Genomic DNA, 26,653 nt, shown 5'->3' with positions numbered 1-26,653 from the left:
GGACCCCGACAACAAATGTCAGAGTCCAATTTTTTTACAATTTTGATGTTAATTTAACGTCAGGATATTTATTAGTGAACCAGTTCTCAGCAAATCTATTCTCAAACAAGAATAGTGGTTGGTCATCCATATCTTTAACCAGCATATTTCTAGTTGAAGACATGGCTGGATCAAGTTGTTCTGGATCGATCCAACGAGCTGTTCTTGAACCAATTGGATTCATAACAACATCACAGTTATATTCGTTCTTCATTCTGAATTGGAAAACTTCAAATTGAAGTTGACCAACAGCACCTAGAATGTAGTCGTTAGTTGTATAAGTTCTATACAATTGAACGGCACCTTCTTGAACCAACTGTTGCATACCTTTGTGGAATGATTTCTGCTTCATAACGTTCTTAGCTTGAACTTGCATGAACATTTCAGGTGTAAATTGTGGCAAGTCTTCGAATTGAACTGACTTCTTACCTGTATAGATAGTATCGCCAATTTGGAAATTACCAGTATCATACAATCCAACAATATCACCAGCAACAGCAGTCTTAACTTGCTCTCTTTGGTCAGACATGAATTCAGTCGCATTGTTCAAACGCATTACTTTACCAGTTCTTTGCAAAGTAACATCCATTCCACGAACAAATTCACCTGAACAAATTCTGATAAAGGCAATTCTATCACGGTGATTAGGATTCATGTTAGCTTGAATTTTGAAGACAAAACCAGAGAATTCTGGATCATCAGGTTTAACTACTTCTTCACTATCTTGTTCTTTGTGTTCAGCTGGTGCTGGTGCCATATCCAAGAATGTATCAAGGAATGTTTGTACACCAAAGTTTGTCAAAGCTGAACCGAAGAAGACAGGTGTTTGATTACCCTTTTGAACTTTTTCAAGGTCGAATTTATTACCGGCTTCCTTGATCAAGTCAACTTCACCAACAGCTTGGTCATAGACACCTTCGCCCTCAAGATTATTTCCAGCAGGCAACTTGCCATTTTCATCCAATGGTAAGTATCTGTCGTCGCCTTCTTTACGGTACAGTTCAATTTGGTTGTTGGCGATATCATAGAGACCCTTCAATTCCTTACCCATACCAATAGGCCAGTTCATTGCGCAACCTTCAATATTAAGTAAATCTTCCAGTTCAGCAATCAGGTCAAGTGGATCACGTCCATCACGATCCAACTTATTCATGAATGTGAAAATAGGAATTCCACGTTTTTTAACAACTTTGAACAATTTCTTAGTCTGTGGCTCGATACCTTTTGCGGAATCAATAACCATGACAGCCGCATCAACAGCCATCAAAGTACGATAAGTATCTTCAGAGAAGTCCTCATGTCCTGGAGTATCCAAGATATTGACATCTTTATCATGATAGTGGAATTGCATGACAGAACTCGTTACGGAGATTCCACGTTTCTTTTCAATCTCCATCCAGTCACTAGTTGCGAATTGACCAGACTTCTTAGCCTTAACAGTACCGGCTGAACGAATAACTCCACCAAAATACAGCATTTGTTCAGTAATTGTTGTCTTACCAGCATCCGGGTGAGAAATAATAGCGAAGGTACGGCGCTTTTTCACTTCATTATCTAATTGTTTTTGATCCATATTTAACTCCTATTTTGTATTATCACAGTAAAAGAAGGCGACAATTCTTCGCCTTCTTGGTTAGTTATTTCTTAAATGTATTAGCCATCACAGACTTTGTCTTGGAATCGGGTAATGTAACGAGGACCTTTTCAATACGAGATCCATTCATTTCACCAGAAGTAAGTACCAACCCATCTTCTAAAGTGAATGACTTAGGATGGTTCTCATCTGGAATCTCACCAATATTGGCAATCAAATATCCAGCAATCGTATCAACATCTTCAGCTTCAAGTTCCTCATTAAATAAGTCATTGAAGTCTTCAAGTGAGAAACGGCCAATAACAGAATATTGAGTCGAACTGATACGACGATAATTAGTAGTAACTTCATCGTATTCATCATCGATTTCACCGACGATCTCCTCAATCAAGTCCTCAATAGTTGCCAAACCGACGATACCGCCGTATTCGTCAACTACCATGGCAATCTGTGTTTGGGTTGAACGCATTTTAATTAGAACTGAATCAATATTAGTTGATTCTTGTACAAAGAGTGGTTCTGTCATAATTTCTTTTAAAGTAATATTTTCAAAACCAGATTCACGAGCCTTTTTGAGCAAGTTCTTAATATGAACAATACCTATAATAGTATCCTTGTCTCCACCATAAACAGGAACTCTAGAGAATGGATGACTCAAAATTGCATCGATATTCTTATCAATTGGATCATTGATGTCGATCATGAAGGTATCAATTCTTGGCACCATGATCTCACGAATCGTTGTATCACCGAAGCGAATAATACCTTGTAACATCTGATATTCATCAGAATTGATAGTTCCACTTTGACGAGACTTTTGAATCGTTGCCATCATTTCATTACGAGTAACTTTGTCATCCTTCTTGCTAAAATCAATCGGAGTTATCTTCATTAATAAGTCGATCGATACTGTTAACAACCAGACGAACGGTTTCAAAATTTTACCAAATATTGAAACTACTGGTTCAGTCGCACTCGCAACTTTATAGGGACTGTGTAACGCTATACGCTTCGGATAAAGCTCACCTAGTACCAATGTGAAGTACGATAGGATAACCGTGATTATAACGATAGATAATTCACGACTACCTGGGAACTTACCGATAAGTCCTTCCATGACAGATGTTAAACTAGTAGCTGCACTGGCTGATGATAAGAATCCAGCTAATGTGATTGCTACCTGTATTGTTGATAAGAAATTATTTGGGTGATTAATCGCCTGTAATATCTTAACAGCTCGACGGTTACCATCCTTTGCCTTTTCCTCTACGGAAGTTTTATTAACAGAAACAATTGCCATTTCGCCTGCAGCAAAAAAAGCATTAAGGAACGTAAGCACGACTATTAAAATTAGCTGTCCAGTCAGCGTCGCTCCGGTCGGGTCATCACTCATTGAATCTTTCACTCTCTTTCATATGTAAAATTAAATAGACAAAAACATTATAGCAGGTGTTATTGGTTTCAACAATAAAGGTTTTTCATGATAGAATAATAGTTAATTGCATACTAGGGAGTTTTTAAAAATGTCTAACAAAAAAATTGCCATTATTTATCTACTATTCTTTATCATTCCATACATCGTCTGCATGCTAGTCGTTGGTATCTCATATAACGCACTTGTCTTGCACGCCTTGACTTGGCGTGTCTTCGTTGGTGGAATCGTCGGAGCGTTTGGAATGTTTGCGGTCAAGGTCATCGCACAACGTCCAGTTCTGATAATGTACCGTAGTACCACTCGCAAAGCTTTGAAAAACTTAATTAATTTCTTTATTTTGGAAAGAAGCAAAGTTGTTATCGGAATGAATCTAGTCGTAGACTTCTTCTTGTCGATCGGAAGTATTTATTTAGTTGCTAATGTATTGACCCTCTCACAAATAATGGGTTCAACATTAGGCTGGTTAGTATTGATACTTATCGTTTCTTTGACACTTGCATCTTATCTAGAATTTGAAACACTATCGATTTACACAGAAAAAAAGAAAAGATAATTCTTGACTTATCTAAAGTTTAATAATAATCTGGAGACAACTTAATTGATGGAGGTAATAGACATGATGAAATTAAATAACGCAAAACAAATGCAAGCATGTTGTTGTGTAGTAATGCAAAATTACTATACTTTTTCAGCATGTCTAATACCGCTCAATTGATGAACACGTAGTGAAAACTATTAAATCAAGGAGAGTCGACATTAGTCGGCTCTCCTTTTTTATTCGCTACCGGAAAGGAGCCCGTTGTGGAACAAACTATAATTGGCATCGACGAGAAAGTGATTACAGTAAGATCAAGTAATTCGAAACGATGTTTGCTCAAAGAATTTATTTAAATTTTAAAAGTCATATTTTTTCTATCAAACGTTAAGATATGAGACAATAAAAAATGGAAAATTTTTATGGGGAGAGTTTTTAATTATGAAGAAACGTCTAGTTTTAATTTTAACAACAATTGCTGCGTTGGTATTGATCCTTACAGGATGCTCAAGTAACAAAGATGCAGCGAATACAAAGACAAAAGGTACATTGACTGTCGGACTTGAGGGTACTTACGCACCATATTCATACCGTGAAGATGGTAAGCTTAAAGGATTCGAAGTTGACTTTGCTAGAGATGTCGCTAAAGAAATGGGTATGAAAGTTAAGTTCGTTCCTACTAAATGGGATTCACTTATTGCTGGTTTGAACTCAAACACATTTGACGTTGTTATCAATAACGTTGCTATGAACAAGTCACGTGAGAAACAATATATTTTCTCAACACCTTATATCTACTCAAGATCAGCATTGATCATGAAGAAGGATAACACAGATATCAAGAATATTACTGATATTAAAGGTAAGAAAGTTGCTGCCGGTACTGGTACTGATAACTACAACAAGGCTGAAAAGTACGATGCAGATATTGTTCCATCACAAGACTTCCAAACTTCAATGTCAATGATCGATCAAGGACGTGTTGAAGCTGCTGTTAACTCAAAAGAAGCTTTCTTAACATGGAAGAAAGATCACAAGAACACAGATCTTAAGTATCAAGAGATTTCATCTAAATATATTGCAGCATCTAAGATTGCTCCAATTTACAACAAGAAATCAACAGGTCTTCGTGATGACGTCAACAAGGCTATCAAGAAGCTTTACAAAGACGGAACTATGAAGAAGCTATCTATTAAGTACTTCGGTGAGGATATCACTAAAAAATAACATTTAATTTTCGAGAGGGGTTTTCGTTTCATGTGGCACATAATTGTTTCATCATTGCCGGAAATGATTGGAGCTATGCTTCAATTCACTATTCCACTTGCCATCATTTCGTTCATCTTTGGACTTATCTTGGCTGTACTAACTGCACTTATCAAATTCATCGAACCAAGTGAGAATAAAGCACTTAAGTATCCTTGGTTGGTATTACGTGCAATAGCTAATTTCTACGTTTGGCTATTCCGTTCAACACCATTACTAGTTCAATTGTTCATTATTTTCTTTGGACTTCCTAGTGTCGGTATCCAACTTCCAGCCTTCTTAGCTGCCGTAATTGGATTCTCATTAAATACTGGTGCATATGCATCTGAAACCATTCGTTCTGCCCTCTTATCTGTACCGCAGGATCAATGGGATGCAGCTTATACTTTGAACTTCACTACTCGTCAAACATTGATGAAAATCGTTCTTCCACAAGCTGTCAGAATTGCCTTACCACCACTATCCAACTCATTTATTGGTTTGGTAAAGGATACATCTTTGGCCAGCTCGATCACCATCTTGGAAATGTTCCAAGTTAGTCAACAGATCACTGCCAAGAATTACCAACCATTGTTGATGTACACATTGGCCGCTGCCCTATACGCAATCGTCTGCTCACTTCTAAGCTGGTTACAACACTACTTAGAACGCCGTACATCGAAATATGTTAAGGGAGGTCAAAACTAATGCTTTCAGCTAAACACATTAACAAACAATACGAAGGCAAGACCGTCTTGAATGACATCTCAGTAGATTTTCCTGATGGCAAAACTACTGTTATCCTTGGACCTTCTGGTTCTGGTAAATCAACTCTGTTACGTTCACTAGATATGCTGGTTCGTCCCGAAAGTGGAACTGTCAGCTTCGGTGATTTGAAAGTCGACTATTCCAAGTCAATCTCAAAAAAAGACAGCTTTGATTTAAGACGTAGAACAAGTATGGTATTCCAAAACTGGAACTTGTTCCCTAATTTAACAGTAATTGACAATATTACCACTGCTCCAATCACTGTTTTGAAACGTTCTAAAGAAGACGCTGAAGCTCTTGCCAAGAGCCTAATCAAAGAGGTCGGTCTAGAAGGATTGGAAGACCGCTATCCAAGTCAACTATCTGGTGGTCAACAACAACGTATCTCGATCTGTCGTGCACTTGCGATGAACCCTGAGTATATTCTGTTAGACGAACCAACTAGTGCCCTCGATCCTGAACTTGAGACCCAAGTTCTTCGTATCCTGGAAAAGCTATGTCAACAAGGCCAATCAATGGTTATCGTTACACATAACATGGAATTTGCCAGACTAGTGTCTGACAAGATTGTCTTCATTGAAGATGGTAACAAGGTCTATGATGGTGATACAAAGGAATTCTTTAATCACCCAACACCACGTATCAAAGACTTCTTATCAGGTATTTCACTAGATGAGGAAAACGACAAAATCAAGAAATAAATTAACTGCCACATACGAAAAAAACTCGAAAAAATAAGCTGAGACTATTTAAAGTCTCAGCTTATTTTTTGTATATAACTTGTATGGCAATCCTAACTAATGGTGTGACAATTCTTTATATCTTTGCATCCAAAGGTCCACATAGGCTTGAGAAAAAGGACCCTTACCTTTATCGATCCAATCGATCAAAACGTCAACATTTCGATGTAAAATCGTATCTATTTCTGGTGGATAATTCCACATCTTGCTATGTGCTGCATATTCATCAACGTCAAGCAGACGCTTCTCACCATCAGGGAAGACCTTTACATCTAAATCATAATCAATATATTTGATAGCCTCTTTGTCCAAAGCAAACGGTGTAGCTAAATTACAGTAGTAGGATACCCCACTCTCTCGAATCATGGTAATAATATTGAACCAGTAATGTTTATGGAAATAAACCAATGCCGGTTCACGTGTTACCCATCGACGACCGTCCGATTCAGTAACAAGAGTATTCTCATTACAGCCGATTATCTCGTTTTCACTTGTCTTTAACACCATTGTTTCACGCCAAGTACGATGTAAATGACCATCATGCTTATAACTTTGGATTGCCACGTAATCTCCTTCTTTAGGAATCTGCATAAACTACCCGGCTTTCCGCTTCTTGTTCACGAAAAATTATAACAGAGCTGTGAAACAATTGAAAGATAATACGTACTAAAAAACACCTACCATGTTGATAGTAGGTGTTTGAGTTAATTACATTTTGGATAGTTCTTCAAGTGCTGCTAGTACCTCTGGATTCGAGAATACTTTTTCTTTACTTCTCTTGAGAATTTCTTTTTCTTCGGCTTTGGATCTTTTGTTTTCTTTTATGTCAGTCTCAAAGAACACATTAAAATCACGTTTTTGCAGCATATTTTCCACCTAATTTTTTAATCATCATCCGTCAAAGCATGCTTAATTGCATCGTATCGGTATCCCTTGGTCATCAAATAATTTATGAGTTTAGCTGGATTGTCATAACGATGTTCAACCTTTTTGATCAATAATCGCAGGTTCTCTTCCTCAGATTCATCATCACGTTCCAACCCCAAATCATCAATAGCCTGACTAACTATATCACCGCTATAACCTTTTTGGTACAAACTTTGTTTTAACTTTGTAATCATTTGTTGGAATGACTTATGGCGTTGTTTTCTAACCTGTTTACCCGCAAAAACCGTCGCATTCTCCAATAATTTATCTGGATCTATCTCAGCTAATTTATCTTCGATAATTGTTGCTGGAACACCCTTTTGAACCATTTTCTGTCGAATAATTTTCGGACCATTAGCGGTCGTATTCAATTGCGTACTAATGAAGCTGTCTGCGTATGCTTCATCATCCATATAATTGAGCTTTTTTAGTCGTTCCATTACCGAATAAACAACTGGTGAACTGTATTCTTTTTTATATAAGTAGTCACGCATCTCTTTGGTTGTTCTCAATTCGTAACTCAAATAATTTACGGCATCACCGTATGCCTTATTCATATTCTCACGAGACTTGATTTCTTTTATTTGGGCATCATCTAATTCAACGCCATTCATCAATCGATAATCAACTAATGTTGTTTCACCGACAGGAAACGAATATTCACCATCAAGATAAATATTGTAGCGTCCTTTTCGTTTTTGAGCTTGTATTTTTGTCACTTTTGCCAATATTATTACCTCGCATGTTATACTCTAGAGTAGTTTATCGCACTTATAAGAAAAGGAAAAATCTAATGGATACTAATATAACAGAAGAATTACAAGTGGGCGACCGTTTCCCACTCACAATCAAAAGAATCGGAATCAATGGTGAAGGAATTGGCTTCTTCAAACACGTTATCGTCTTCGTACCAGGAGCTGTTCCTGAAGACGTTATTGTCTGTGAAATAACTGAAGTCCACCCTAAATTCCTAAATGGTAAAATCCACAAAATCAGAACTGCTAGTCCATATCGTAATCCCGATGTACCAGAACTAGCTAGTGAAGTTGGTGGATTAGAATTTGCTCATATCAAATATGAAGACCAATTGAAGTTCAAAGCTGATATCCTTCGTGAATCAATTGAGAAATACAAGCCTTATGCTTATGAACACTACAACATCAGACCAACTGTTGCATCCCCTCAACAGGAGAAATATCGTAATAAAGCACAATTTCCTATTCAAGAAGTCGACGGTAAAATCCTTTGTGGATTATACCAAGATGGTACACAAAAGCTAGTTGACCTTGAAGAAATGCCTACACAAATGGACTTAACAATGGAGGCTATGCGCAAAATCGTCGGTATCATCAAGGAACTTGGTATTCCCGTATACAATCCTGAAGCAAAATCAGGAATCCTACGCATGATTGTTATTCGTCAATCTGTTGAATTCAACAAATTGCAAGTTACCTTCATCACTCGTTCAAAGAAGTTCCTTAAAGAACGCCAAATCATTGAGAAAATCAATGAACAAATTCCCGAAGTCAGCTCTATTTCTCAAAATATCAATACTGACGACAAGGGTAGTGTATGGGGCGATGAAACACGTCTTGTTTGGGGTGATGAGTACTTGCAAGAAGACATTAATGGTTACGTCTTCAACCTTTCACCACGTGCATTCCTACAATTGAACTCACTTCAAACTGATAAATTGTATGATATTGCTGAAAAAGCCCTTAATCCTGAAGAACGTGATGTGTTACTTGACGCATATTGTGGTGTCGGTACAATCGGCATTACCCTCGCTAAAAAGGTTAACCATGTTTACGGAATCGAAATAATCCCCGAAGCAATCGCTGATGCAAAGAAGAATGCCGAGTTGAATGAAGTCGAAAACGCTGACTACTACGTCGGTTCAGTTGATCAAGTTTATCCTGAATTATTAACTGATCATGTTAAACCAAATGCAGTTATCGTTGACCCTCCACGTACTGGTTTGGATGGCAAATTAATTGAAACATTGCTCCGCCACCGTCCAGAGAAACTAGTTTATATCTCATGTAACCCTTCAACTTTGGCAAAGGATCTAACAAGATTGACTAACAAATATCGTGTGGATTATCTACAACCAGTAGATATGTTCCCTCAAACTCCACACGTTGAAACTGTTGTTAAGCTAAGCCGTAGATAAACTAAATTACGTATTATATTAAATAGGAGCTCGATATTGAACGCAATTGTTCAATATCGAGCTCTTTTACTTTACCCTATTTATCACTCAAATTAAGTGAATCAATATACTTAAATTCTCCATCGTTATATTCAAATTTGAGAATACAGCAATTATGGAAACTAACTTTCTTTTTGATCTCATCAATTGCCAACCATTTCCTAAGAAACATAAAACATGCACCACCGTGGCTAACTGCCAGGACTCTTTGGTTGTCCGGCCTTTCCATTACTTCGGTTAAAGTCTTAACCATTCTATCCTGAACTTCTTGGTCAGATTCTCCTCCATATTGTAGGAAAAAGTCACCATATGAATGACGTTTAGGGTCATCTTCAGGATTCAATCGTTCACTTTCAGCCTCAAATTCTCCGAAATTCCATTCCTTTAATCCTTTTAGACGTTCATAAGGTTGCTTAGTTACAAGTTCCAAAGTATCAGATGCACGTTCTTGAGTTGACGAATAAGCATGATCAAATTTTATATTTTCCTTTTGGAAATAATCGCCAACTAATTTGGCATCATCAATACCCTTTTGAGTTAACGGTGAGTCGCTCCATCCTTGAATCCGATGCTGTTCATTAAATAATGTCTGTCCATGTCTCATCAAATATAATGTTTTTGTCATCCTCAACACTCCTTTGCTATATACATCTATTATCGCCAGTTATTTTAACAATGTCTAATGCCTAATTTACATCTATATCAATGCCTTTTATGTATCTTCTAGTATATTCAATAAATGAGGTAACAGTCTTCGAGAAGATTTGACCAGAATTCCAAACAACAAATGAATTCAAAACTGGCGCATTACTTAATGGTATAAAGGTTAGATATTGATAGTACGTATCTAGCTTCAAACAAAGCATCACTCCCATGCCATTTTGAACCAACTTAGCACTGTTATAGATCAAGTTGTAACTCGAGACCGTACTCAACTTTTCACCTTCAGATCCTAACCAATTCATTAATTCATGATTGATCACACCTCGTCCCGGAAGAATGACCGATTGGTTCTTAAGATCCTTCGGTTCAATGACTTCATGGTTAGCTAGTTTCGAATCATCTCTAACAAATAATCCCCAAGTCTCTTCAACATTCATTCGCAAAAAATCATATTTCTCAACATTTACTGGCTCCAAAAATAATCCTATATCAAGTAAGCCTTGATCCATCTGGTTTTTAATATCTTCGGTATTACCACTAAACATATTAAACGTGACCTTAGGATGCAGCTTCTGGAATTCAACAATGATCTTAGACAACGTATCAACACTCTGCAATTCTCCACAACCAATTGCTATTTCACCATTCAAATCCTTCTCATTGTGAGAAACCTCAGTGACGGTTTTATCGGCTAATGAAACGATCTCTTGTGCGCGGCGTTTCAATAACATCCCTTCATTGGTAAGAATCATCTTACGATTTTCCTTTTCAAAAAGTTCTACACCCAGTTCTTCTTCTAACTGGTGAAGTTGTCGTGACAAAGTTGGCTGGGTTATGTTCAATGATTCAGCGGCACGAGTAATATTTTCTTCTCTAGCAACTGCCAAAAAATAGTTTAAAACTCTGATTTCCAATAATCCGTCCTCCTATAACTAGAATATCCTTTCATTACTTTTGGGCATTCTTAGTCATTAATTATAAGTATTGTACATCATAGCTCTGATGTTTTAAGATGCATCTGTCAAACTTTTCTATTGCTTTAAAGTTAACTTCAAGGTATATGATACTAACCATTGAGAGGAGAGATATATTTAATGACAAAAATTGACGTATTTGCTCATGTATTACCCATAAATTTTTATGATCACATGAAACAATTTGATGATAACTTGTTAGCTAAGAACCCTTATTTGCAAAACGATATGCTAACTAATATTGAGAAAATAAAAACTGGCTTAGCCCCTGATGTTAAACAAGTTATTTCCAATGTTAACTTGAACCCTGAAGACTACGTTGACGACAAAACGTCCGTCGAGTTATGCCGCGATGCAAATGAGGAACTGATTGCCATGGTAAAAGATAACGATATTTTCCTATCTGCGGTAGCGATGTTGCCCATGAATTCAGTTAACAAAGCCGTCAAGATTATTGAAGATCAAGTTGTCACAAATAAAGAATTAGTCGGCGTTCAATTGTTCACTAGAGCATTGAACAAACCAATTACTTCTGATGAATACGAACCAATTTTTGCTAAGCTAAATGACTTGAACATTCCGATTTGGCTGCACCCAGTCTTTGATGAATCACGTACCGACAACAATATTACTTTCAGTTGGGAGTATGAATTAACACAAGCTATGTACGGGCTAGTCAAAAAGGGATACTTCGAAAAGTATCCTAATTTGAAAGTTATCGTTCACCACGCTGGTGCCATGATTCCATTCTTCTCAGAACGCATAAAATATACGATGTCTGAAACTGAATACAACGACTTCAAGAAGTTCTACGTTGATACTGCCCTACTTGGCAATCCCAAGGCGCTTGAATTAACAGTCGACTTCTTTGGAGTCAGTCATGTATTGTTTGGAACAGATGCGCCGTTTGGTATTCCACCATTCGGCGCAACTAACAAAATTGTATCTGCAATCGATAATATGAATATCCCTGCGGATCAAAAGAATATGATTTATTCAGAAAATTTAAAAAATATGCTTAATTAAAAATCTCCCCAAATTTGATATATTCGTCAAGTTTGAGGAGATTTTTTAAGTTATATTCAAAATTTAAACATGCTTTATCACGACTACATATTTAACTCATAAGCCACACGACGGTCGTCTTCTTTAGGACCAACATAAATAATTCCGCGATACTTGAATCCAAGTTTCTCAGAAACATGTTGCATGCCTTTGTTCATCTCATGCGTATCGATTCTAAAGTTTCTGAATCCTAATCCATAGCCAATAGTGAACATATTAGACATCAAGAAGTCACTTAGATGTTTGCCACGATATCCATCTTTGATGGCAACACGGTGTAGAGTTGCGTACTTATCAGTAGTATTATTCCAGCTACCATCTTGAATGACTTCATAATGAGGATCATCAGTCTGCATCAAACAAGTATAACCAACTAAATCACCGTTAACTATTAGAACATACCCACGACCAAGTTCCAAATCCTCCTCAAGAACTTGTAGGCTTGGTTCGCCATCTTGCCACTGAGGGCTGCCAGTACCCTTGATCAGTTTCTTAGCATCATTAATAACCTTGATGATTTGTGTTAAATCTTCCTTTTGTGCCTGTCTTACAAAAACGTTAAACATATACTCCACTCCCTATACTGTGAACTCATAAATTTAATAATAATCTAACTTATAACATTGTCAATTCAAGTTTATTTGACAAAGGCCACTATTAAACCGATGATAAGAAAAGCACGTTTTTTTAACACGTATAAGGAAGTGTCCATTTAATGAACAAAAAGACCAAAATATCATTAGCTATCGTTACTATCGGCAGCTTTTTCGGAGTTTTAAGTTCCACTCTGATGAGTACTGCTCTGCCTTCAATCATGAAGACTTTTTCAATTACAACTTCAATGGGACAATGGCTGACAAATGGCTACATTCTTGTGAATGCTATTATGATCCCCACAAGTGCATTCCTGCTCAAGAAGTTCTCATTCAAAAAACTTTATTTGTTCTTCTCAATTATTTTTCTGTTGGGAACTATTTTTGGTGCGCTCTCACATGAGTACGTCTTCCTAATAACTGGGAGAATGATTCAAGCAATTGGTGCTGGTGTCATGATGCCATTGGTCAATGTTATGGCAATGAATTCAGCTGACAAACATAACCAAGGTAATGTCATGGGAATAATTGGCTTAGCATTCAACTTTGCTCCAGTTGTTGGGCCCACCCTATCAGGATTCGTACTGTCAGTTTTATCATGGCGTTATTTGTTTATCTTGGTAATACCATTCACTGCCATAAATATTATCCTGTCGTTCATCTTTCTTTCCGATAATCATCAGGAAACTAAGCTCAAATTCAATACCAAAGGATTGATCCTATCAAGTCTAGGACTATTGTTCCTATTATATGGATTATCCAACATCGGAACTACCAACTTCTTTAGCTTCAATATCGGTGGTTCAACATTAATTGGATTAATATTGCTGATAACATTCGTATTAACTCAACGCAACGATGTATCCCCATTCATTAACTTGAACATATTTAACTACAAACAATATAATGTCGCAGTAGTAATCAACATGATTCTGATGGTAACCATGTATAGTAACTCAATTATCATCCCTATTCTGGTTCAAAACGTCATGCATTACAGTGCCTTGCAATCTGGACTAGTAGTTCTCCCTGGTGCAACCTTCACTGCAATAATGTCACCTATCAGTGGCAGATTGTACGATAGATTCGGCGTAAAAAGACTAGTTGTTTCTGGACTAATAATCGATTGTATCGGTACCGGATTACAGTCATTCACAACCTTATCAACGCCAATTCTGATAGTCACATTAGGCCAGACAATTAGACAGATGGGATTGTGCCAAGTGCTGATCCCAATTCAAACTCAAGCACTATCATCAATTCCACACGAAATATTACCAGATGGAGTAGCAACTTATAACACTTTGCGTCAAGTTGCTGCATCATTTGGTACAGCTCTATTAGTTGGAATTATCAGTATGTCAACTAGAGCTAATCCAGGCAATTATCTACACAGTGAATTGATCGGTATCAAGATAGGATTTGTCGTATCACTAGGTATGATAATCATTTGCCTATTCTTAACTCGTTGGTTAGTTTCAAGGACTTCTGAAAACACAGAAGCATAATCGTTATTAATATTTTCGATCTAGGGATATTTACATGCTATGTTAACTAATCAATAGAAAATAGCTATTAACTAACATATCATTACAATAAGATAGCCGGAGGTTGAAAAATAATGACACCGGCAGTGAAAGTGGTGTTGAACGGCAAAGCCGTTCTTACAGCACAGGACGACTTTTGAAATCTGTGATTTATGCAGAGTTCAAAAGCGAGACTTCAGACCAAGGCTGAAGTCGGTCCCACAGCCGATGTCATTATTTTTCAACCGCAGGCAAACCAAAACACAAGCAAACCAAAAGGAGCACCCACAAAAATGGATGCTCCTTTTAAAATACCTTATTTAACTGTTTGCCAGTCCTCTTCCCAAATAATTCCCATAGTCTTTTCACCAGTGTGAACACTGATAGCAGGTCCAAGAGAACTTTGAGTTACACGGATCTCAGGAAACCTCTCATTTAATTCCTTAGTCCAAGCATCTGACAACTCTTGGTTATTAGCATCGATAACAGTTGCGTGAACTTTGTAATCAACACCATCCAGAGTCTCTTGAATCTTATCGCACATTAGTCTGAAGACACGCTTCATAGTACGTTCCTTACCAATAGCGATAATTTTACCCTCTTCATCAAAAGTAAGCATTGGTTTGATATTCAAAAGATTCCCAATAATAGCTGATCTATTGCTCAAACGACCCGTACGCATTAAGTGCTTCAAGTTATCAACCGCAAATCTGACTTCCATTGTGTCACGTAGTGCCTTGAGCTTAGGCATGATTTCTTCTGGATCTTGACCCTCTTTAACTAATTTACCAGCAAGCAATACCAAATTGGCTTCTCCGGCACTAGCTACCAACGAATCGAACGGGAATGTTTCAGCCTTGTCATAGTCCTTACAAAACATACGTAAATTATTCATGAAACTAGTAATTCCACTTGATAGATGAATTGAAATGATTTTGTCATAACCTTGTTCAACCAAATTGTCATAAGCTTCTTCAATTTGACCCATGGAAACTTGTGCTGTTGTAGGTAGTTCATCTTCTGTTTTTAAGTAGTCGTAAAATTTGTCTAATCCTAATTCTTCAGTTTCTTTGTATTGTGTATTTCCCAAAATAACTGTAATGGGCAGAACAACGATATTGAATTCTTTGATTTGTTCTGGGGTTAAGTATGAAGCCGTATCCGTCACAATTGCCGTTGGCATAATTCGTCCTCTTTTTCCTTCAATGTAATGATATGAAAGTGTTGCTTAAATCATAACATATTTAGTTTATATTACTATTATATATTACGTTGCAAGCTAACAATTATTTTTGTTTACCAAACGTTTACTAATTAATTTTATTGCGATAGCTTCAAGAAAGCGTTATCATAAATTGGTAAACATTTACTAAATAAATATGGAGACTAACATTATGAATAACGAAACCCTTCTTTCAGATTATCAAAACATATTTAAATCAGCTGCCGACAAACTTTTCTTCTCACCCGGCAGAATTAACTTAATCGGTGAACATACCGATTATAACGGTGGTAACGTCTTCCCTTGTGCCATTAGTATTGGTACATACGCTGCATACGGCGCACGTGACGACAATAAGATCCAAATGTATTCCGCAAATATCCCTGACAAGGGTATCATCAGCTTCACTACTGACGAACTCGACTACAACAAGGAAGATGGCTGGGTAAACTACCCACGCGGTATCATGTACTTCTTAGCACAACGCGGCTACAAGTTCGATCATGGATTCAACTTATTTATCCATGGTAACTTGCCAGACGGTGCCGGATTATCATCTTCCGCATCAATCGAATTATTGATGGGAACAATTTTGAACAATGTCTTCGATCTAAAAGTTGACCAATTAGACTTAGTTAAAATTGGTCAAGAAGACGAAAACAAATATATTGGTGTTAACTCAGGTATCATGGACCAATTCGCAGTTGGTATGGGCAAAAAGGATCAAGCCATCTTGCTTGATACAAATACTATGAAATATCAATACGCTCCAGTTGAACTTGGAGACAACGTTATTGTCATCATGAATACCAACAAACGTCGTGAATTGGCTGATTCTAAGTACAACGAACGTCGCAGTGAATGTGAAGAAGCACTTAAGAGATTACAAACAAAGCTGGATATCAAGGCACTTGGGGATCTCTCAATCGATGAATTCAACGAATACGATTACTTGATCAATGATGACGCCTTGATTCGTCGTGCACGTCATGCTGTCTTTGAAAATCAACGTACTTTGAAAGCTATTGATAGATTAAAGGACAATGATATCGAAGGATTCGGTCGTCTAGTCAACGCATCACACGTTTCACTACACTACGACTATGCTGTAACTGGTAAAGAACTTGATACTTTAGTAGAAACAGCTTGGGCACAACCTGGAGTTCTTGGTGCTCGTATGACAGGTGCCGGATTCGGTGGCTGTGCTATCGCTATCGTTGCCAAAGACGAAGTGGATAACTTCAAGAAGAATGTCGGCGAAACTTATAAGAAAGAAATCGGCTATGATGCTGACTTCTACATCGCTGAAATTTCTGATGGACCAAAAGAATTATCAAAGGTGGAAGAATAATGAGTTCCAAAGAAACAAATGCTATCGATAAATTTGCTGACGAGATTATCAAAGCTGACAATGCCTATCAAGAATTAGACAGAATCTACTTGATCAATCGTATCCGTGCACTAGTTGGTGACGAATGTAATATCAACGGTAAGTCCCTATTAGACTTGCGTGATGCACTGGTTCAAACTGCGATCACAAATGAAAAAATTGAAGATAATCCAACTGACAAGGAAATCCTTGGCGATCAATTGATGAATCTAATCACACCAATGCCTTCTTATGTTAACCAGAAATTCTGGAATCTTTATCAAAAGAGCCCTGAAGATGCGACTAACTATTTCTATAATCTCAGTCGTAAAAATGATTATATCAAGACACGTGCCATTGCTAAGAATCTGTCATTCGAAACTAAAACTGATTATGGCAACCTGGAAATCACCGTTAACCTTTCTAAACCTGAAAAAGACCCTAAAGCAATTGCTGCAGCTCGTAATCAAGTTCAAAACGGCTATCCTAAGTGTCAATTATGTATGGAAAATGAAGGATATCTAGGTAGATTAGGCTATCCCGCTAGAAGTAATCATCGTATTATCAGATTCACCCTGAGTGGTGAAACATGGGGATTCCAATATTCTCCATATGCTTACTTCACAGAACATGCCATCTTCTTAGCTAAGACGCATCGACCAATGATAATTAATCAGCATACTTTCAGTAATCTACTAGAAATCGTTAAACAATTCCCACAATACTTCGTTGGAAGTAACGCCGACTTACCTATCGTTGGTGGATCTATGCTAACTCATGACCATTATCAAGGTGGACGTCACGAGTTCCCTATGATGAAGGCTCCAGTTGTTAAAGAAATAACTCTACCTATTGATGATGTACAAGCTGGAATCGTTAAATGGCCATTGTCAGATATCAGATTAACAAGTGACAAGCCTGACCAATTGGTTAAAGCTGCCACATTGATCCATAATACTTGGATGAATTATTCTGATGAAAGTGTAGATATTCGTGCCTATGTTGATGGCGTTCGTCATCACACAGTTACACCTATCGCCTATCGTGATGGTGACAAATATGTTATGGATATTGTCTTGCGCGACAACCAAACATCTGCTCAATACCCTGATGGTATCTTCCATCCACACAAGCAATATCAACATATCAAGAAAGAAAATATCGGCTTGATCGAAGTTATGGGACGTGCCATCTTACCAGCCAGACTCAAGACTGAACTAGTTGAAGTCGAAAAGTACTTGCTTGGTGAGCCAAATGAAATGGCCGATTACCACAAAGAATGGGCCGATGAATTAAAGAATCAACATGAATTCACTAAGGATAATGTTGAAGAAATCGTCAATAATGAAACAGGATTGGTATTCTCACACGTTCTAGAGAACGCTGGTGTCTACAAGTGGAATGACGCTGGACAAGCCGCATTCGGCAAGTTTATTGATAGTTTAAATACTGATAGTTTGAGTTCGGTGAAATAATGGCAACAATACGTGATATCGCAAAAAAAGCTGGAGTATCACCAGCGACTGTATCTCGTGTCCTCAACAATGACTTAACTCTTTCAGTCACTGACGAGACACGTATCAAAATTATCAAAACAGCTGATGCTCTTAATTATTCAAAAGTTAACCGACGGATTCAAAAGCGTGTTGCTTTGATCCAATGGTATTCACAATCCAAAGAACAAGATGACCTGTATTATATGATGATCCGAGAAGGTATTGAGAAACGTAGTCAGCTCTATAACTTCGAAATTGTTCGTATATTCCAGAATGATTTGAATGAAATTGAGGGTGACATCGACGCCATCATTGCTGTTGGGAAATTCAGTAATGAACAAGTCAAGCATATGTCACAAGTTTCACCAAAAATCGTCTTCATCGATGACAACCAATTCATGAATGGGTATGATTCCGTCCTCAGTGACTTCAAAACCGGTGTTACTCAAGTCATTGACTTCTTTATTAAACAAGACTTACAAGACATAGGTATCATCTATGGCGAAGAACATTCGACTGACGGTCTTAGAGTCATCCCTGACCAAAGATTCGATTATTTCAAACAATACTTATCCAATAACAACCTCTTTCAGGAAAAATATTGTTTCAAGGGTGACTTCACTAAGAAGTCTGGATATCAGCAGATGCGCTCAGCCATTAATAAGCTGGATAAATTACCATCTGCCTTCTTCGTTACAAATGATCCAATGGCTGCTGGAACACTTCAGGCTTTGCAAGAAGCTGGCATCTCTGTTCCTGGTCAAGTACAAGTCTTTAGTTTCAATAACACCTCAGTCGCAAACTACGTTAACCCTGAGTTAAGCGCAGTTTCAGTCGAGATGGAAGAAATGGGACGTTGCTCAGTTGATATTTTGAATGATCTTTTAAATAACGACAAGCACGTACCTTTCAAGTTAGAACTAGCTACTAAGCTTGTATTTAGAGATAGTACTAAGAAATAATTATAGGATCTGTATTTGTGATTTGTACAAATACAGGTCCTATTTTTTTCGTCTCCGATTGGAAAGAATAACCGCTCTAGTCAGAGATTGAGAGATATTTTACCAGCCGTGAAAACAGGACGAACTTTAAGATTTGCGAAGCAAGGCTTAAAGTCGAGGTTTGAGACCGCACCTCGGCTCAAACCGGTCCACATGGCAGGTAAAATATCTCTCAACCGGAGACGACAACTACAACTAACAAATTAAAGCTATCCTAATAAAAAAAGACATCAATCTAATTCCAGGGTTCACAGTTGACTTAATATACATATTCGAACTATCATTAGCTTTAACAAAATTTTAATATTGTTTAATAAAAATTGCGTACAGCAGTTAAACAAAGGAGATATTTTTATGGCAAAAGCAGATGCATCAAAACTAGATTGGAAAAACTTAGGATTTGACTATATGGACTTGCCTTATCGATATACGGCTCACTGGAAGGACGGTGCCTGGCAAGATGGTGGTCTTACTGAGAACAGTACTCTTCAACTAAGTGAAGCTGCTGTTGTACTACATTATGGTCAAGGTGCCTTCGAAGGAATGAAAGCTTATCGTACACCTGACAACAAGATTCAATTATTCAGACCTGATCGTAATGCTGCTCGTTTACGCAGTTCAGCTGAAAGACTACTTATGCCGGTATTCCCTGAGGACAAGTTCGTCGATGCTGTTAAACAAGTTGTTAAAGCAAACGCCGACTTCGTTCCACCATATGGAACTGGTGCTACACTTTATCTCCGTCCACTTCTAATTGGATCAGGTGCAACTATTGGCGTCCACGCAGCTCCTGAATATATCTTTACAATTTTCGCAATGCCTGTTGGTAGTTACTTCAAGGGTGGTATGACACCTGTTAACTTCACAACTTCTCAATATGACCGTGCAGCCCACAAAGGTACTGGTCAAGCAAAAGTTGGTGGTAACTATGCCGCTTCCTTACTACCTGGCGACAATGCCCATAAAGAAGGATTCGCTGACTGCGTATATCTAGACCCAGTTGAGCACAAAAAGATTGAAGAAGTTGGATCAGCTAACTTCTTTGGTATCACAAAGGACAATGTCTTCTTAACACCAAAGTCACCATCTATCCTACCTTCAATCACCAAATATTCATTACTTTGGCTCGCTGAACACAGATTGGGACTTGGAGCTAAGGAGGGTGACGTATACATCGATCAATTAGATCAATTCAAAGAAGCTGGTGCCTGTGGTACGGCCGCTGTAATCTCTCCTATTGGAGGATTGGAACACAATGGTAAACTACACGTATTCTATAGTGAAACAGAAGTCGGACCAATTACTAAGAAGCTCTATGACGAATTAACAGGAATCCAATTCGGTACTGTTGAAGCACCTGAGGGATGGATTCAAGTTGTTGATTAAAGGAAAATAGTAATCGCTAGGTAAAATTTACAAAACAAAATTATAGATATGAAAAAGGTGTCGATGAAAATTAATTCATCGACACCTTTTTAAGTATTGTAGGTTTCTACCTCTAATTGATAATGATTAATCCATTTAGTCGTAGATTACAAATCAACTCTAAACAGCAACCCTAGCTTTACTTGTTATTTTAGCTTTATTCAACAACATCGAACTAGTTACAACTGACAATGAACTAAATGCCATTGCCAAACCAGCTAACTCAGGACTCAAGCTCAAACCAATTCCGAAGAACAATCCGGCAGCAACTGGGATACCCAGAACATTATAGATAAATGCCCAGAATAGATTCAATTTGATCCTGTTAAATGTCTTCTTGCTCAATGCAAGTGCACGATCAACATCTCTCAAATCATTCTTGACCAACACAATACCACCAGATTCAATGGCAATATCAGTACCTGAACCCATGGCGATACCAACATCAGCGACAGTCAAAGCTGGAGCATCATTGATACCATCACCAACAAAGGCAACTTTACCATCTTGTTGCAGAGCTTTAACATGATCTGCTTTGTCACTTGGCAAAACATCGGCAATAACTGAATCAATTCCAACTTGCGATGCAATTGCTTGCGCAACACGTTGATTATCGCCTGTCAGCATAACGGTCTTCAAACCACGAGCCTTCAAGTCCGCTATTGCTTCTTTAGAAGTATCTTTTGGAGCATCTTGAATAGCAATCAAACCGATAACTTTATTCTCAACTCCAACAAAGACAACTGTCTTAGCCTCTTCTTGAAGTTTGATAACTTGTTGCTTCATATTGTCATCAATATCCACATCAGCTAATAATTTGTCATTACCAACAAATGCTTGTTTACCAGCTACTACAGCTTCAACACCCTTACCTTCAAGAGCCTTGAACTGACTAACTTTAGGTACAGAAATATTACTGTTATCAGCTTTCTTAACAATAGCTGAAGCAAGTGGATGCTCGGAAAACTGTTCTAGTCCAGTAGCGAATGCTAGAACTTCTTTTTCATCCCCAACAATATCTGTAACTTCTGGCTTGCCAACTGTGATAGTACCTGTCTTATCAAAAACAACAGTTTTAACATCGTTAACAGCTTCTAGAACTTCACCATTCTTGATCAAGATACCCATCTTGGCTGAACGACCAGTTCCAACCATTAACGCTGTAGGTGTTGCCAATCCAAGCGCACAAGGACAAGCAATAACCACAACTGAAACGGCAAATATCAATGAATTTGCGACTGACGCATCAAGAAATACGTACCAAACTAAAAATGTTAGAATTGACAGAATCAAAACTGTTGGAACAAATATATCTGAAACTTTATCAGTTAAATTTTGAATAGGAGCATGACTGTTCTGAGCTTTCTTAACTAATTCCACGATCTGTGAAAGCATCGTGTCATCACCGACTTTGTCAGCTTTGAACATGAATGTACCATTACTATTGATAGTTGAACCAATTACTTTGTCGCCAGTCTTCTTTTCAACAGGCATACTTTCACCAGTAACCATTGATTCATCGATTGTTGATGTTCCATCAGTAATAGTTCCATCGACAGCAACCTTTTCACCAGGTTTTACCCTGATAATGTCGCCAACAATGACTTCAGAAAGTGGGATCTTAACAAGTTTTCCATCACGCATAACTTCAGCATCTTTTGCTTGTAGATCAACCAGTTTTTCCACAGCATTAGATGCATTATTTCTCATTCTCTCTTCGAATACTTGTCCTAAAAGAACAAACGTCGTAACAAATGCTGCACTTTCAAAGAAGACAGCCTGATTCGTAGCCATAGCGTAAATACTGTACACATAAGCTGTTACAGTCCCAATTGCGACTAATGTATCCATATTAGAATGATGCTTATTAAACGATGCCCATGCACTCTGCCAGAATGGACGAGCCGAAACTAACATGATTACGGTAGTTAATGCTAACTGCGTCCAATTACCACCGGGCAACATCCATCCGAACGGCATCAGAATCATGTTAATCAACATTGGCAATGAAAAAAGCAATGATATCCAGAAACGCTTAGTTATCGTCATTACGAGATCACTACCTTTCCAAAGAACATGTCCATTCCACAACTGAAGTCGAATTCACCAGCCTTATCAGTTGGTACATAAACCGTCTTAGTTACATTGATGGGAAGTTCCTCTTCAAAGCCGAGTTCCTTAGAATGAACAACATCTAAACATCCCTGTGGATTAGTTCTAGTAAAAGAGATCTTAGCGGGAACACCTTTCTTCAAATTAACAACTTCTGGATTGTATCCTCCAGCAACTTCAACTTTAACTTCTTGTGTATTTTCAGTCATAATGTTTATCCTCTATTCTCTCAATTTATTTAACAATAACTTTTCCATGGAACATATCCATTCCACATGCCCATTGATATTCGCCAGGCTTGGTTGTATCTATTTCAATTTGTTGTTCTTCATTAATAGGTAATGCTTGATTGATACCGAAGTCTGAGAAGACCACACGATCCAAACAACTTGATTTGTCCTTACGGGTGAAATTCAAAATTGCTGGAACACCTTGTTTCAAAACAACAGTTTCTGGTGAATAGCCACCATTTACTTCAACATCAATACTCTGAGAATTATCAGAAACATCTGCGGAAACCTCAGCTACTTCATGTTTACCAAAGAACCACCACACCATGAAACCTATAATTGCCAAACCAGCTATCAAAACTATTATCTTTGTCAAAATCATTCCCTCATTTCTGTTTACAACTGTAATCGATAAATTAATATTATATCTGACGTTTACATTTGTCAACAAAAACATTTTACAAAATAAAATAGCCATATCCAATTAGGGATATGACTACTTTATTCGGTAAACGCAAAATTTAAACATATCTTGTTGCGCTCTTACTTAACAATAATAGAATCTCGATCATCAACAACATCGTGATAATATTCATACTCTGAGATACCCAAGAATGAACCCTGAATGTTATTAACATTTGTATAACCAAGATTATTCAGTGCACGAGTGACATTATAGCCACGTTGACTAGTCTGGCAGTGCACATATACTGGCCTATCATGTGGAATCTCTTTGAGTCTGTCTCTAAACTGGCTCATGGGAATATTCACGGCATTTCTAAGATGACCCCTAGCAAACTCACTAGGTTCTCTGACATCCATAATAAAGGCACCGTGTTCAACCAATATCCGGACAACTGAAATTGGAACTTGTTTGAATTCACCATTGAGAATATTAGTAGCAACCATTCCCGCAACATTAACAGCATTCTTAGGAGTACTGAATAACGGCTGGTAGGCTAATTCCAAATTCTGCAAATCTTCAACTTTGCCGTGCATAGTGATCATTGTAGCAATCACATCAATCTGTTTATCCACATCACCTTTGCCCAGAGCTTGTGCACCAAGGATCTCGCCACTTGGATATCCGAAGACAAGTTTCAAATTAATTGGACTAGCATCAGGCATTATTTCAACCTTATCCTTAGGAATAACCAGAGCCGTTCGATAATCGAAGTTATTAAGTCCAGCCTGTTCTTGCGTCAATCCAGTTGATGCAATGTTCAAACCAAAGACTTTGACCACCTGTGTTCCGATAACTCCAGGACGTCTAGTTTGACGATGATACATGTGATCAGCGGCATCTCTTGCCTGCATCTGAGCCGGACCAGAAAGATTCAAGCGTTGTTTCTTACGAGTTAACATATTGGTAACTTCAATGGCATCCCCAACTGCATAAATATGGTCAACACTAGTTTGATAACCATCATAGACCTCAATTGCACCAGTCTCTCCGAGTTGAAGACCAATATTATCTGCTAATTCAACATTTGGTTTCACACCAATTGCAGCAATCACGACTTCACTTGGAATAGTCTTTCCCGATGAAAGAACAACTGAGTCATCAGTGATTTTTTTAACACCATCATCAACAATTAAGTTTACACCGTTATCGATGATTTCTTTGTGAACAAGTTGTGCCATATCGTCATCAATCGTTGCCATCACATGCTTGGTTGCTTCGACCACAGTTACCTTCTTACCTGCATGGGATAAGTTCTCCATCATTTCTAATCCGATGAATCCTCCACCGATAACCGTAATATTATTGACACCACTAATTTTATCGTTGATCAATTTAATATCTTCAACATCACGAACTGTGTAGACATTACTGTTATGGATTCCTTTTATTGAGCTAGGTAAAACTGGAGTAGCCCCAGTTGCCAGAACTAATTCATCGTATTTATAATCAGAGACTTTACCGGTTACTAAGTTCTTAACAGTGATTGTCTTGAGCTCGTCTTCACCACTAATAACCTCATTGTTGACCAAAGCCTTGATATTATACTGTTTTTCAAATTGTTCTGGAGTTTTCATTACCATATCGTCAACATTCTCGACTACACCACTCAAATAATATGGTAAGGAACAGTTTGAATATGAAACATATGGACCCTTTTCGAACATAATTATTTCAGCATCTTCATCCAATCGTCTGGCTCTGGCAGCAACTGATGCACCACCGGCATTACCACCAACTATCAAAATTCTCTTTCCCATCGGTGTTCCTCCTGCATTGTAATAATTCAATTATAAGTTATTTACATCTAAACTCTCAGCAATATCTGCAAAAACTGCATTAATATCTTCATGAATAACTAAAGACTTATCCTCTATCTTGGGATGCGTCATTGCATCCTTTGGATTGATATTAACATATGAAGCTTGCGGTAAATTATACGTTAAATTCCAAAATGGTTGTTGAATAAACATTGGCGTCATGCGACCAACTCCTAGCTCCATTAACAGCAACTTCTTATTCTGATTATCTTTGATAAAGGTATTTACCCTGTTGTATGCCTCTTTAAATCTGTCACCTTCAAGAAATACTGGAGATCTGACGCTCCATCAACTTTACTTCTAGGAATCATGGCAGTTGAGACTTGCATGTTACTAATATTTTTTATGAGCTTGTCCATATATGGCTTTGTTTCATACAAATTATTATCTGTCATTGGATTAGAGCTTTGTAAGAACTTCCAATCTCCTTGCAAGACATCATTAGTAACTATCAAAACCGCTTAAAAGATCCAAAGTCAGATTATTTACAATTGATTGCTAATAAATAATTCTTTCATGCTAAACTTGAATTACATATATATGAAAGAAGGATTTTTAAATGAAGATTTATTTTGCAAACGGACTATTCTCAGAAGCTGACCGCATGTACAATGATATGGTCGTTAAGAAGATTCGTGACATGTCTAGTGACATTGAGGTTTATCTACCTCAAGAAAATGGTGACATCAATGACAAGATGAACTATGCCGACTCGATCAAGATTGCTCAAGAGGATAACAAAGAACTTCTTTCATCTGATATCGTAGTTGCAGTACTTGATGGTGACACTATGGACGATGGTGTTGCTACAGAAATCGGTCTTGCCTTTGGAAAAGAAATTCCTGTAGTTGGATTATGGACTGACCTTCGTCAACACGGATTCAACAATCCTGCCAAATTAGAAGCAGTCAAAACAATCGGTGAGAATCCCTTTGGTTACATTAATAACTACACAATTGGCTTAATTAAGATGAACGGGATTGTAACCAATAATGTGGAAGATTTGCTAAAAGAAGTAAAAAAGTACTTGTAATGTTTCAATAGTGTTACACCTTATTTACAGTTGGATTATAGCTCATTTACGTTTAGGTTATATCCAACTTTTTGCGTTCCAGACGTTATATGATATTTCTCGGTTAGAAAAATTAGAGTACACAACTAACTGCCAGGTTAATTGCTACTCATAAATATAAAAATAC

27 protein-coding genes are annotated in these 26,653 nt (G+C 37.6%); 12 read left to right on the top strand and 15 right to left on the bottom strand.

The window, feature by feature from the left end; translation table 11 throughout:
- Window positions 1-34 precede the first annotated feature (34 nt).
- Window positions 35-1,612: a peptide chain release factor 3 gene (locus EKM66_RS00225; RefSeq protein WP_125760468.1), complete on the bottom strand. Its 1,578-nt coding sequence runs from the start codon at window positions 1,610-1,612 to the stop codon at window positions 35-37.
- A 64-nt stretch (window positions 1,613-1,676) separates the two neighbouring features.
- Window positions 1,677-3,026, bottom strand: a complete 1,350-nt coding sequence (locus EKM66_RS00220) for a hemolysin family protein (RefSeq protein WP_125760830.1) — start codon at window positions 3,024-3,026, stop codon at window positions 1,677-1,679.
- A gap of 130 nt (window positions 3,027-3,156) precedes the next feature.
- On the opposite strand from EKM66_RS00220, the gene EKM66_RS00215 reads away from it, so the two are divergent.
- The 4 genes from EKM66_RS00215 (at window position 3,157) to EKM66_RS00200 (ending at window position 6,317) form a co-directional block, all read left to right on the top strand.
- A complete protein-coding gene (locus EKM66_RS00215) occupies window positions 3,157-3,621 on the top strand; it encodes a hypothetical protein (RefSeq protein WP_125760466.1) in 465 nt (154 codons plus the stop codon).
- A gap of 423 nt (window positions 3,622-4,044) precedes the next feature.
- A complete protein-coding gene (locus tag EKM66_RS00210) occupies window positions 4,045-4,830 on the top strand; it encodes a transporter substrate-binding domain-containing protein (protein ID WP_125760464.1) in 786 nt (261 codons plus the stop codon).
- A gap of 30 nt (window positions 4,831-4,860) precedes the next feature.
- Complete coding sequence (locus EKM66_RS00205) at window positions 4,861-5,556, top strand: amino acid ABC transporter permease (RefSeq protein ID WP_125760462.1); 696 nt, start codon at window positions 4,861-4,863, stop codon at window positions 5,554-5,556.
- Window positions 5,556-6,317, top strand: coding sequence for an amino acid ABC transporter ATP-binding protein (locus EKM66_RS00200; RefSeq protein ID WP_125760460.1), 762 nt, complete (start codon window positions 5,556-5,558; stop codon window positions 6,315-6,317). Before EKM66_RS00205 ends, EKM66_RS00200 begins: the two co-directional genes overlap by 1 nt.
- 96 nt (window positions 6,318-6,413) lie before the next feature.
- On the opposite strand, the gene ntdP is transcribed toward EKM66_RS00200, so the two are convergent.
- The 3 genes from ntdP to recX form a co-directional block, all read right to left on the bottom strand.
- Window positions 6,414-6,947 (bottom strand): nucleoside tri-diphosphate phosphatase, encoded by a 534-nt coding sequence (gene ntdP / locus EKM66_RS00195; RefSeq protein ID WP_125760458.1) that lies wholly within the window; start codon window positions 6,945-6,947, stop codon window positions 6,414-6,416.
- Window positions 6,948-7,064: 117 nt separating this feature from the next.
- Window positions 7,065-7,223 carry a hypothetical protein gene (locus EKM66_RS12480; RefSeq protein WP_164504996.1) on the bottom strand — a complete coding sequence of 53 codons (159 nt, stop codon included), beginning with the start codon at window positions 7,221-7,223 and terminating at the stop codon, window positions 7,065-7,067.
- A gap of 17 nt (window positions 7,224-7,240) precedes the next feature.
- On the bottom strand, window positions 7,241-8,002 hold the full coding sequence (gene recX, locus EKM66_RS00190; protein ID WP_225426538.1) for a recombination regulator RecX: 762 nt from the start codon (window positions 8,000-8,002) through the stop codon (window positions 7,241-7,243).
- Window positions 8,003-8,076: 74 nt separating this feature from the next.
- Between recX and rlmD the strand changes: the two genes are divergently transcribed.
- Window positions 8,077-9,456 carry a 23S rRNA (uracil(1939)-C(5))-methyltransferase RlmD gene (rlmD, locus tag EKM66_RS00185; RefSeq protein WP_125760455.1) on the top strand — a complete coding sequence of 460 codons (1,380 nt, stop codon included), beginning with the start codon at window positions 8,077-8,079 and terminating at the stop codon, window positions 9,454-9,456.
- Between the two features lie 76 nt (window positions 9,457-9,532).
- Here the strand turns inward: rlmD and EKM66_RS00180 are convergent, their stop codons facing one another.
- Both EKM66_RS00180 and EKM66_RS00175 read right to left on the bottom strand, forming a co-directional pair.
- Complete coding sequence (locus EKM66_RS00180) at window positions 9,533-10,120, bottom strand: histidine phosphatase family protein (RefSeq protein WP_125760453.1); 588 nt, start codon at window positions 10,118-10,120, stop codon at window positions 9,533-9,535.
- A 61-nt stretch (window positions 10,121-10,181) separates the two neighbouring features.
- Window positions 10,182-11,072, bottom strand: a complete 891-nt coding sequence (locus EKM66_RS00175; RefSeq protein WP_125760451.1) for a LysR family transcriptional regulator — start codon at window positions 11,070-11,072, stop codon at window positions 10,182-10,184.
- A 180-nt stretch (window positions 11,073-11,252) separates the two neighbouring features.
- Here EKM66_RS00175 and EKM66_RS00170 point away from each other — a divergent pair, with 180 nt between their 5' ends.
- Window positions 11,253-12,158, top strand: a complete 906-nt coding sequence (locus EKM66_RS00170) for an amidohydrolase family protein (RefSeq protein ID WP_125760449.1) — start codon at window positions 11,253-11,255, stop codon at window positions 12,156-12,158.
- 83 nt (window positions 12,159-12,241) lie between these two features.
- On the opposite strand, the gene EKM66_RS00165 is transcribed toward EKM66_RS00170, so the two are convergent.
- On the bottom strand, window positions 12,242-12,763 hold the full coding sequence (locus EKM66_RS00165; protein ID WP_125760447.1) for a GNAT family N-acetyltransferase: 522 nt from the start codon (window positions 12,761-12,763) through the stop codon (window positions 12,242-12,244).
- 149 nt (window positions 12,764-12,912) lie between these two features.
- Here EKM66_RS00165 and EKM66_RS00160 point away from each other — a divergent pair, with 149 nt between their 5' ends.
- A complete protein-coding gene (locus EKM66_RS00160; RefSeq protein ID WP_125760445.1) occupies window positions 12,913-14,298 on the top strand; it encodes an MDR family MFS transporter in 1,386 nt (461 codons plus the stop codon).
- A gap of 334 nt (window positions 14,299-14,632) precedes the next feature.
- On the opposite strand, the gene EKM66_RS00155 is transcribed toward EKM66_RS00160, so the two are convergent.
- Complete coding sequence (locus EKM66_RS00155) at window positions 14,633-15,499, bottom strand: DegV family protein (protein WP_125760443.1); 867 nt, start codon at window positions 15,497-15,499, stop codon at window positions 14,633-14,635.
- A gap of 211 nt (window positions 15,500-15,710) precedes the next feature.
- Here EKM66_RS00155 and EKM66_RS00150 point away from each other — a divergent pair, with 211 nt between their 5' ends.
- The 4 genes from EKM66_RS00150 to EKM66_RS00135 all read left to right on the top strand — a co-directional run bounded on the left by EKM66_RS00150 (window position 15,711) and on the right by EKM66_RS00135 (window position 20,790).
- Window positions 15,711-16,889 carry a galactokinase gene (locus EKM66_RS00150; protein WP_125760442.1) on the top strand — a complete coding sequence of 393 codons (1,179 nt, stop codon included), beginning with the start codon at window positions 15,711-15,713 and terminating at the stop codon, window positions 16,887-16,889.
- On the top strand, window positions 16,889-18,382 hold the full coding sequence (locus EKM66_RS00145) for a UDP-glucose--hexose-1-phosphate uridylyltransferase (RefSeq protein ID WP_125760440.1): 1,494 nt from the start codon (window positions 16,889-16,891) through the stop codon (window positions 18,380-18,382). The genes EKM66_RS00150 and EKM66_RS00145 overlap by 1 nt, the downstream gene beginning before the upstream one ends.
- Window positions 18,379-19,365 (top strand): LacI family DNA-binding transcriptional regulator, encoded by a 987-nt coding sequence (locus tag EKM66_RS00140; protein ID WP_164505003.1) that lies wholly within the window; start codon window positions 18,379-18,381, stop codon window positions 19,363-19,365. Before EKM66_RS00145 ends, EKM66_RS00140 begins: the two co-directional genes overlap by 4 nt.
- A gap of 393 nt (window positions 19,366-19,758) precedes the next feature.
- Window positions 19,759-20,790, top strand: a complete 1,032-nt coding sequence (locus EKM66_RS00135) for a branched-chain amino acid aminotransferase (protein ID WP_125760436.1) — start codon at window positions 19,759-19,761, stop codon at window positions 20,788-20,790.
- A gap of 159 nt (window positions 20,791-20,949) precedes the next feature.
- On the opposite strand, the gene EKM66_RS00130 is transcribed toward EKM66_RS00135, so the two are convergent.
- The 6 genes from EKM66_RS00130 to EKM66_RS00105 form a co-directional block, all read right to left on the bottom strand.
- On the bottom strand, window positions 20,950-22,878 hold the full coding sequence (locus EKM66_RS00130; RefSeq protein ID WP_125760433.1) for a copper-translocating P-type ATPase: 1,929 nt from the start codon (window positions 22,876-22,878) through the stop codon (window positions 20,950-20,952).
- Window positions 22,878-23,150 (bottom strand): cupredoxin domain-containing protein, encoded by a 273-nt coding sequence (locus tag EKM66_RS00125; RefSeq protein ID WP_125760431.1) that lies wholly within the window; start codon window positions 23,148-23,150, stop codon window positions 22,878-22,880. The genes EKM66_RS00130 and EKM66_RS00125 overlap by 1 nt, the downstream gene beginning before the upstream one ends.
- Before the next feature lie 25 nt (window positions 23,151-23,175).
- Window positions 23,176-23,553: a cupredoxin domain-containing protein gene (locus EKM66_RS00120; protein ID WP_125760828.1), complete on the bottom strand. Its 378-nt coding sequence runs from the start codon at window positions 23,551-23,553 to the stop codon at window positions 23,176-23,178.
- A 161-nt stretch (window positions 23,554-23,714) separates the two neighbouring features.
- Window positions 23,715-25,394, bottom strand: a complete 1,680-nt coding sequence (locus EKM66_RS00115) for an FAD-dependent oxidoreductase (RefSeq protein ID WP_125760429.1) — start codon at window positions 25,392-25,394, stop codon at window positions 23,715-23,717.
- A 30-nt stretch (window positions 25,395-25,424) separates the two neighbouring features.
- Entirely contained in the window at window positions 25,425-25,616 is a 192-nt protein-coding gene (locus EKM66_RS00110; RefSeq protein WP_125760427.1) for a hypothetical protein, read from the bottom strand.
- Between the two features lie 62 nt (window positions 25,617-25,678).
- Window positions 25,679-25,909, bottom strand: coding sequence for a hypothetical protein (locus EKM66_RS00105; protein ID WP_125760425.1), 231 nt, complete (start codon window positions 25,907-25,909; stop codon window positions 25,679-25,681).
- A 104-nt stretch (window positions 25,910-26,013) separates the two neighbouring features.
- Between EKM66_RS00105 and EKM66_RS00100 the strand changes: the two genes are divergently transcribed.
- Window positions 26,014-26,487, top strand: coding sequence for a nucleoside 2-deoxyribosyltransferase (locus EKM66_RS00100; RefSeq protein WP_125760424.1), 474 nt, complete (start codon window positions 26,014-26,016; stop codon window positions 26,485-26,487).
- Window positions 26,488-26,653: the final 166 nt, after the last annotated feature.

Origin of the sequence: Companilactobacillus hulinensis (genome assembly GCF_003946555.1) — a bacterium.
In the GTDB taxonomy this organism is placed as follows: domain Bacteria; phylum Bacillota; class Bacilli; order Lactobacillales; family Lactobacillaceae; genus Companilactobacillus; species Companilactobacillus hulinensis.
The sequence above is the reverse complement of the archived record's forward strand: the minus strand, read 5'-3'. Positions and strand labels throughout refer to the sequence as shown.

Coding starts and splice junctions, on each gene's coding strand:
- EKM66_RS00135 (WP_125760436.1), top strand. CDS start 19,759: ATGGCAAAAGCAGATGCATCAAAACTAGATTGGAAAAACTTAGGATTT.
- EKM66_RS00200 (WP_125760460.1), top strand. CDS start 5,556: ATGCTTTCAGCTAAACACATTAACAAACAATACGAAGGCAAGACCGTC.
- EKM66_RS00110 (WP_125760427.1), bottom strand. CDS start 25,616: ATGACGCCAATGTTTATTCAACAACCATTTTGGAATTTAACGTATAAT.
- EKM66_RS00130 (WP_125760433.1), bottom strand. CDS start 22,878: ATGACGATAACTAAGCGTTTCTGGATATCATTGCTTTTTTCATTGCCA.
- EKM66_RS00220 (WP_125760830.1), bottom strand. CDS start 3,026: ATGAGTGATGACCCGACCGGAGCGACGCTGACTGGACAGCTAATTTTA.
- EKM66_RS12480 (WP_164504996.1), bottom strand. CDS start 7,223: ATGCTGCAAAAACGTGATTTTAATGTGTTCTTTGAGACTGACATAAAA.
- EKM66_RS00145 (WP_125760440.1), top strand. CDS start 16,889: ATGAGTTCCAAAGAAACAAATGCTATCGATAAATTTGCTGACGAGATT.
- EKM66_RS00215 (WP_125760466.1), top strand. CDS start 3,157: ATGTCTAACAAAAAAATTGCCATTATTTATCTACTATTCTTTATCATT.
- EKM66_RS00100 (WP_125760424.1), top strand. CDS start 26,014: ATGAAGATTTATTTTGCAAACGGACTATTCTCAGAAGCTGACCGCATG.
- EKM66_RS00170 (WP_125760449.1), top strand. CDS start 11,253: ATGACAAAAATTGACGTATTTGCTCATGTATTACCCATAAATTTTTAT.
- rlmD (WP_125760455.1), top strand. CDS start 8,077: ATGGATACTAATATAACAGAAGAATTACAAGTGGGCGACCGTTTCCCA.
- EKM66_RS00125 (WP_125760431.1), bottom strand. CDS start 23,150: ATGACTGAAAATACACAAGAAGTTAAAGTTGAAGTTGCTGGAGGATAC.
- EKM66_RS00165 (WP_125760447.1), bottom strand. CDS start 12,763: ATGTTTAACGTTTTTGTAAGACAGGCACAAAAGGAAGATTTAACACAA.
- EKM66_RS00150 (WP_125760442.1), top strand. CDS start 15,711: ATGAATAACGAAACCCTTCTTTCAGATTATCAAAACATATTTAAATCA.
- EKM66_RS00210 (WP_125760464.1), top strand. CDS start 4,045: ATGAAGAAACGTCTAGTTTTAATTTTAACAACAATTGCTGCGTTGGTA.
- ntdP (WP_125760458.1), bottom strand. CDS start 6,947: ATGCAGATTCCTAAAGAAGGAGATTACGTGGCAATCCAAAGTTATAAG.
- EKM66_RS00160 (WP_125760445.1), top strand. CDS start 12,913: ATGAACAAAAAGACCAAAATATCATTAGCTATCGTTACTATCGGCAGC.
- EKM66_RS00155 (WP_125760443.1), bottom strand. CDS start 15,499: ATGCCAACGGCAATTGTGACGGATACGGCTTCATACTTAACCCCAGAA.
- EKM66_RS00205 (WP_125760462.1), top strand. CDS start 4,861: ATGTGGCACATAATTGTTTCATCATTGCCGGAAATGATTGGAGCTATG.
- EKM66_RS00115 (WP_125760429.1), bottom strand. CDS start 25,394: ATGGGAAAGAGAATTTTGATAGTTGGTGGTAATGCCGGTGGTGCATCA.
- EKM66_RS00120 (WP_125760828.1), bottom strand. CDS start 23,553: ATGATTTTGACAAAGATAATAGTTTTGATAGCTGGTTTGGCAATTATA.
- EKM66_RS00180 (WP_125760453.1), bottom strand. CDS start 10,120: ATGACAAAAACATTATATTTGATGAGACATGGACAGACATTATTTAAT.
- EKM66_RS00225 (WP_125760468.1), bottom strand. CDS start 1,612: ATGGATCAAAAACAATTAGATAATGAAGTGAAAAAGCGCCGTACCTTC.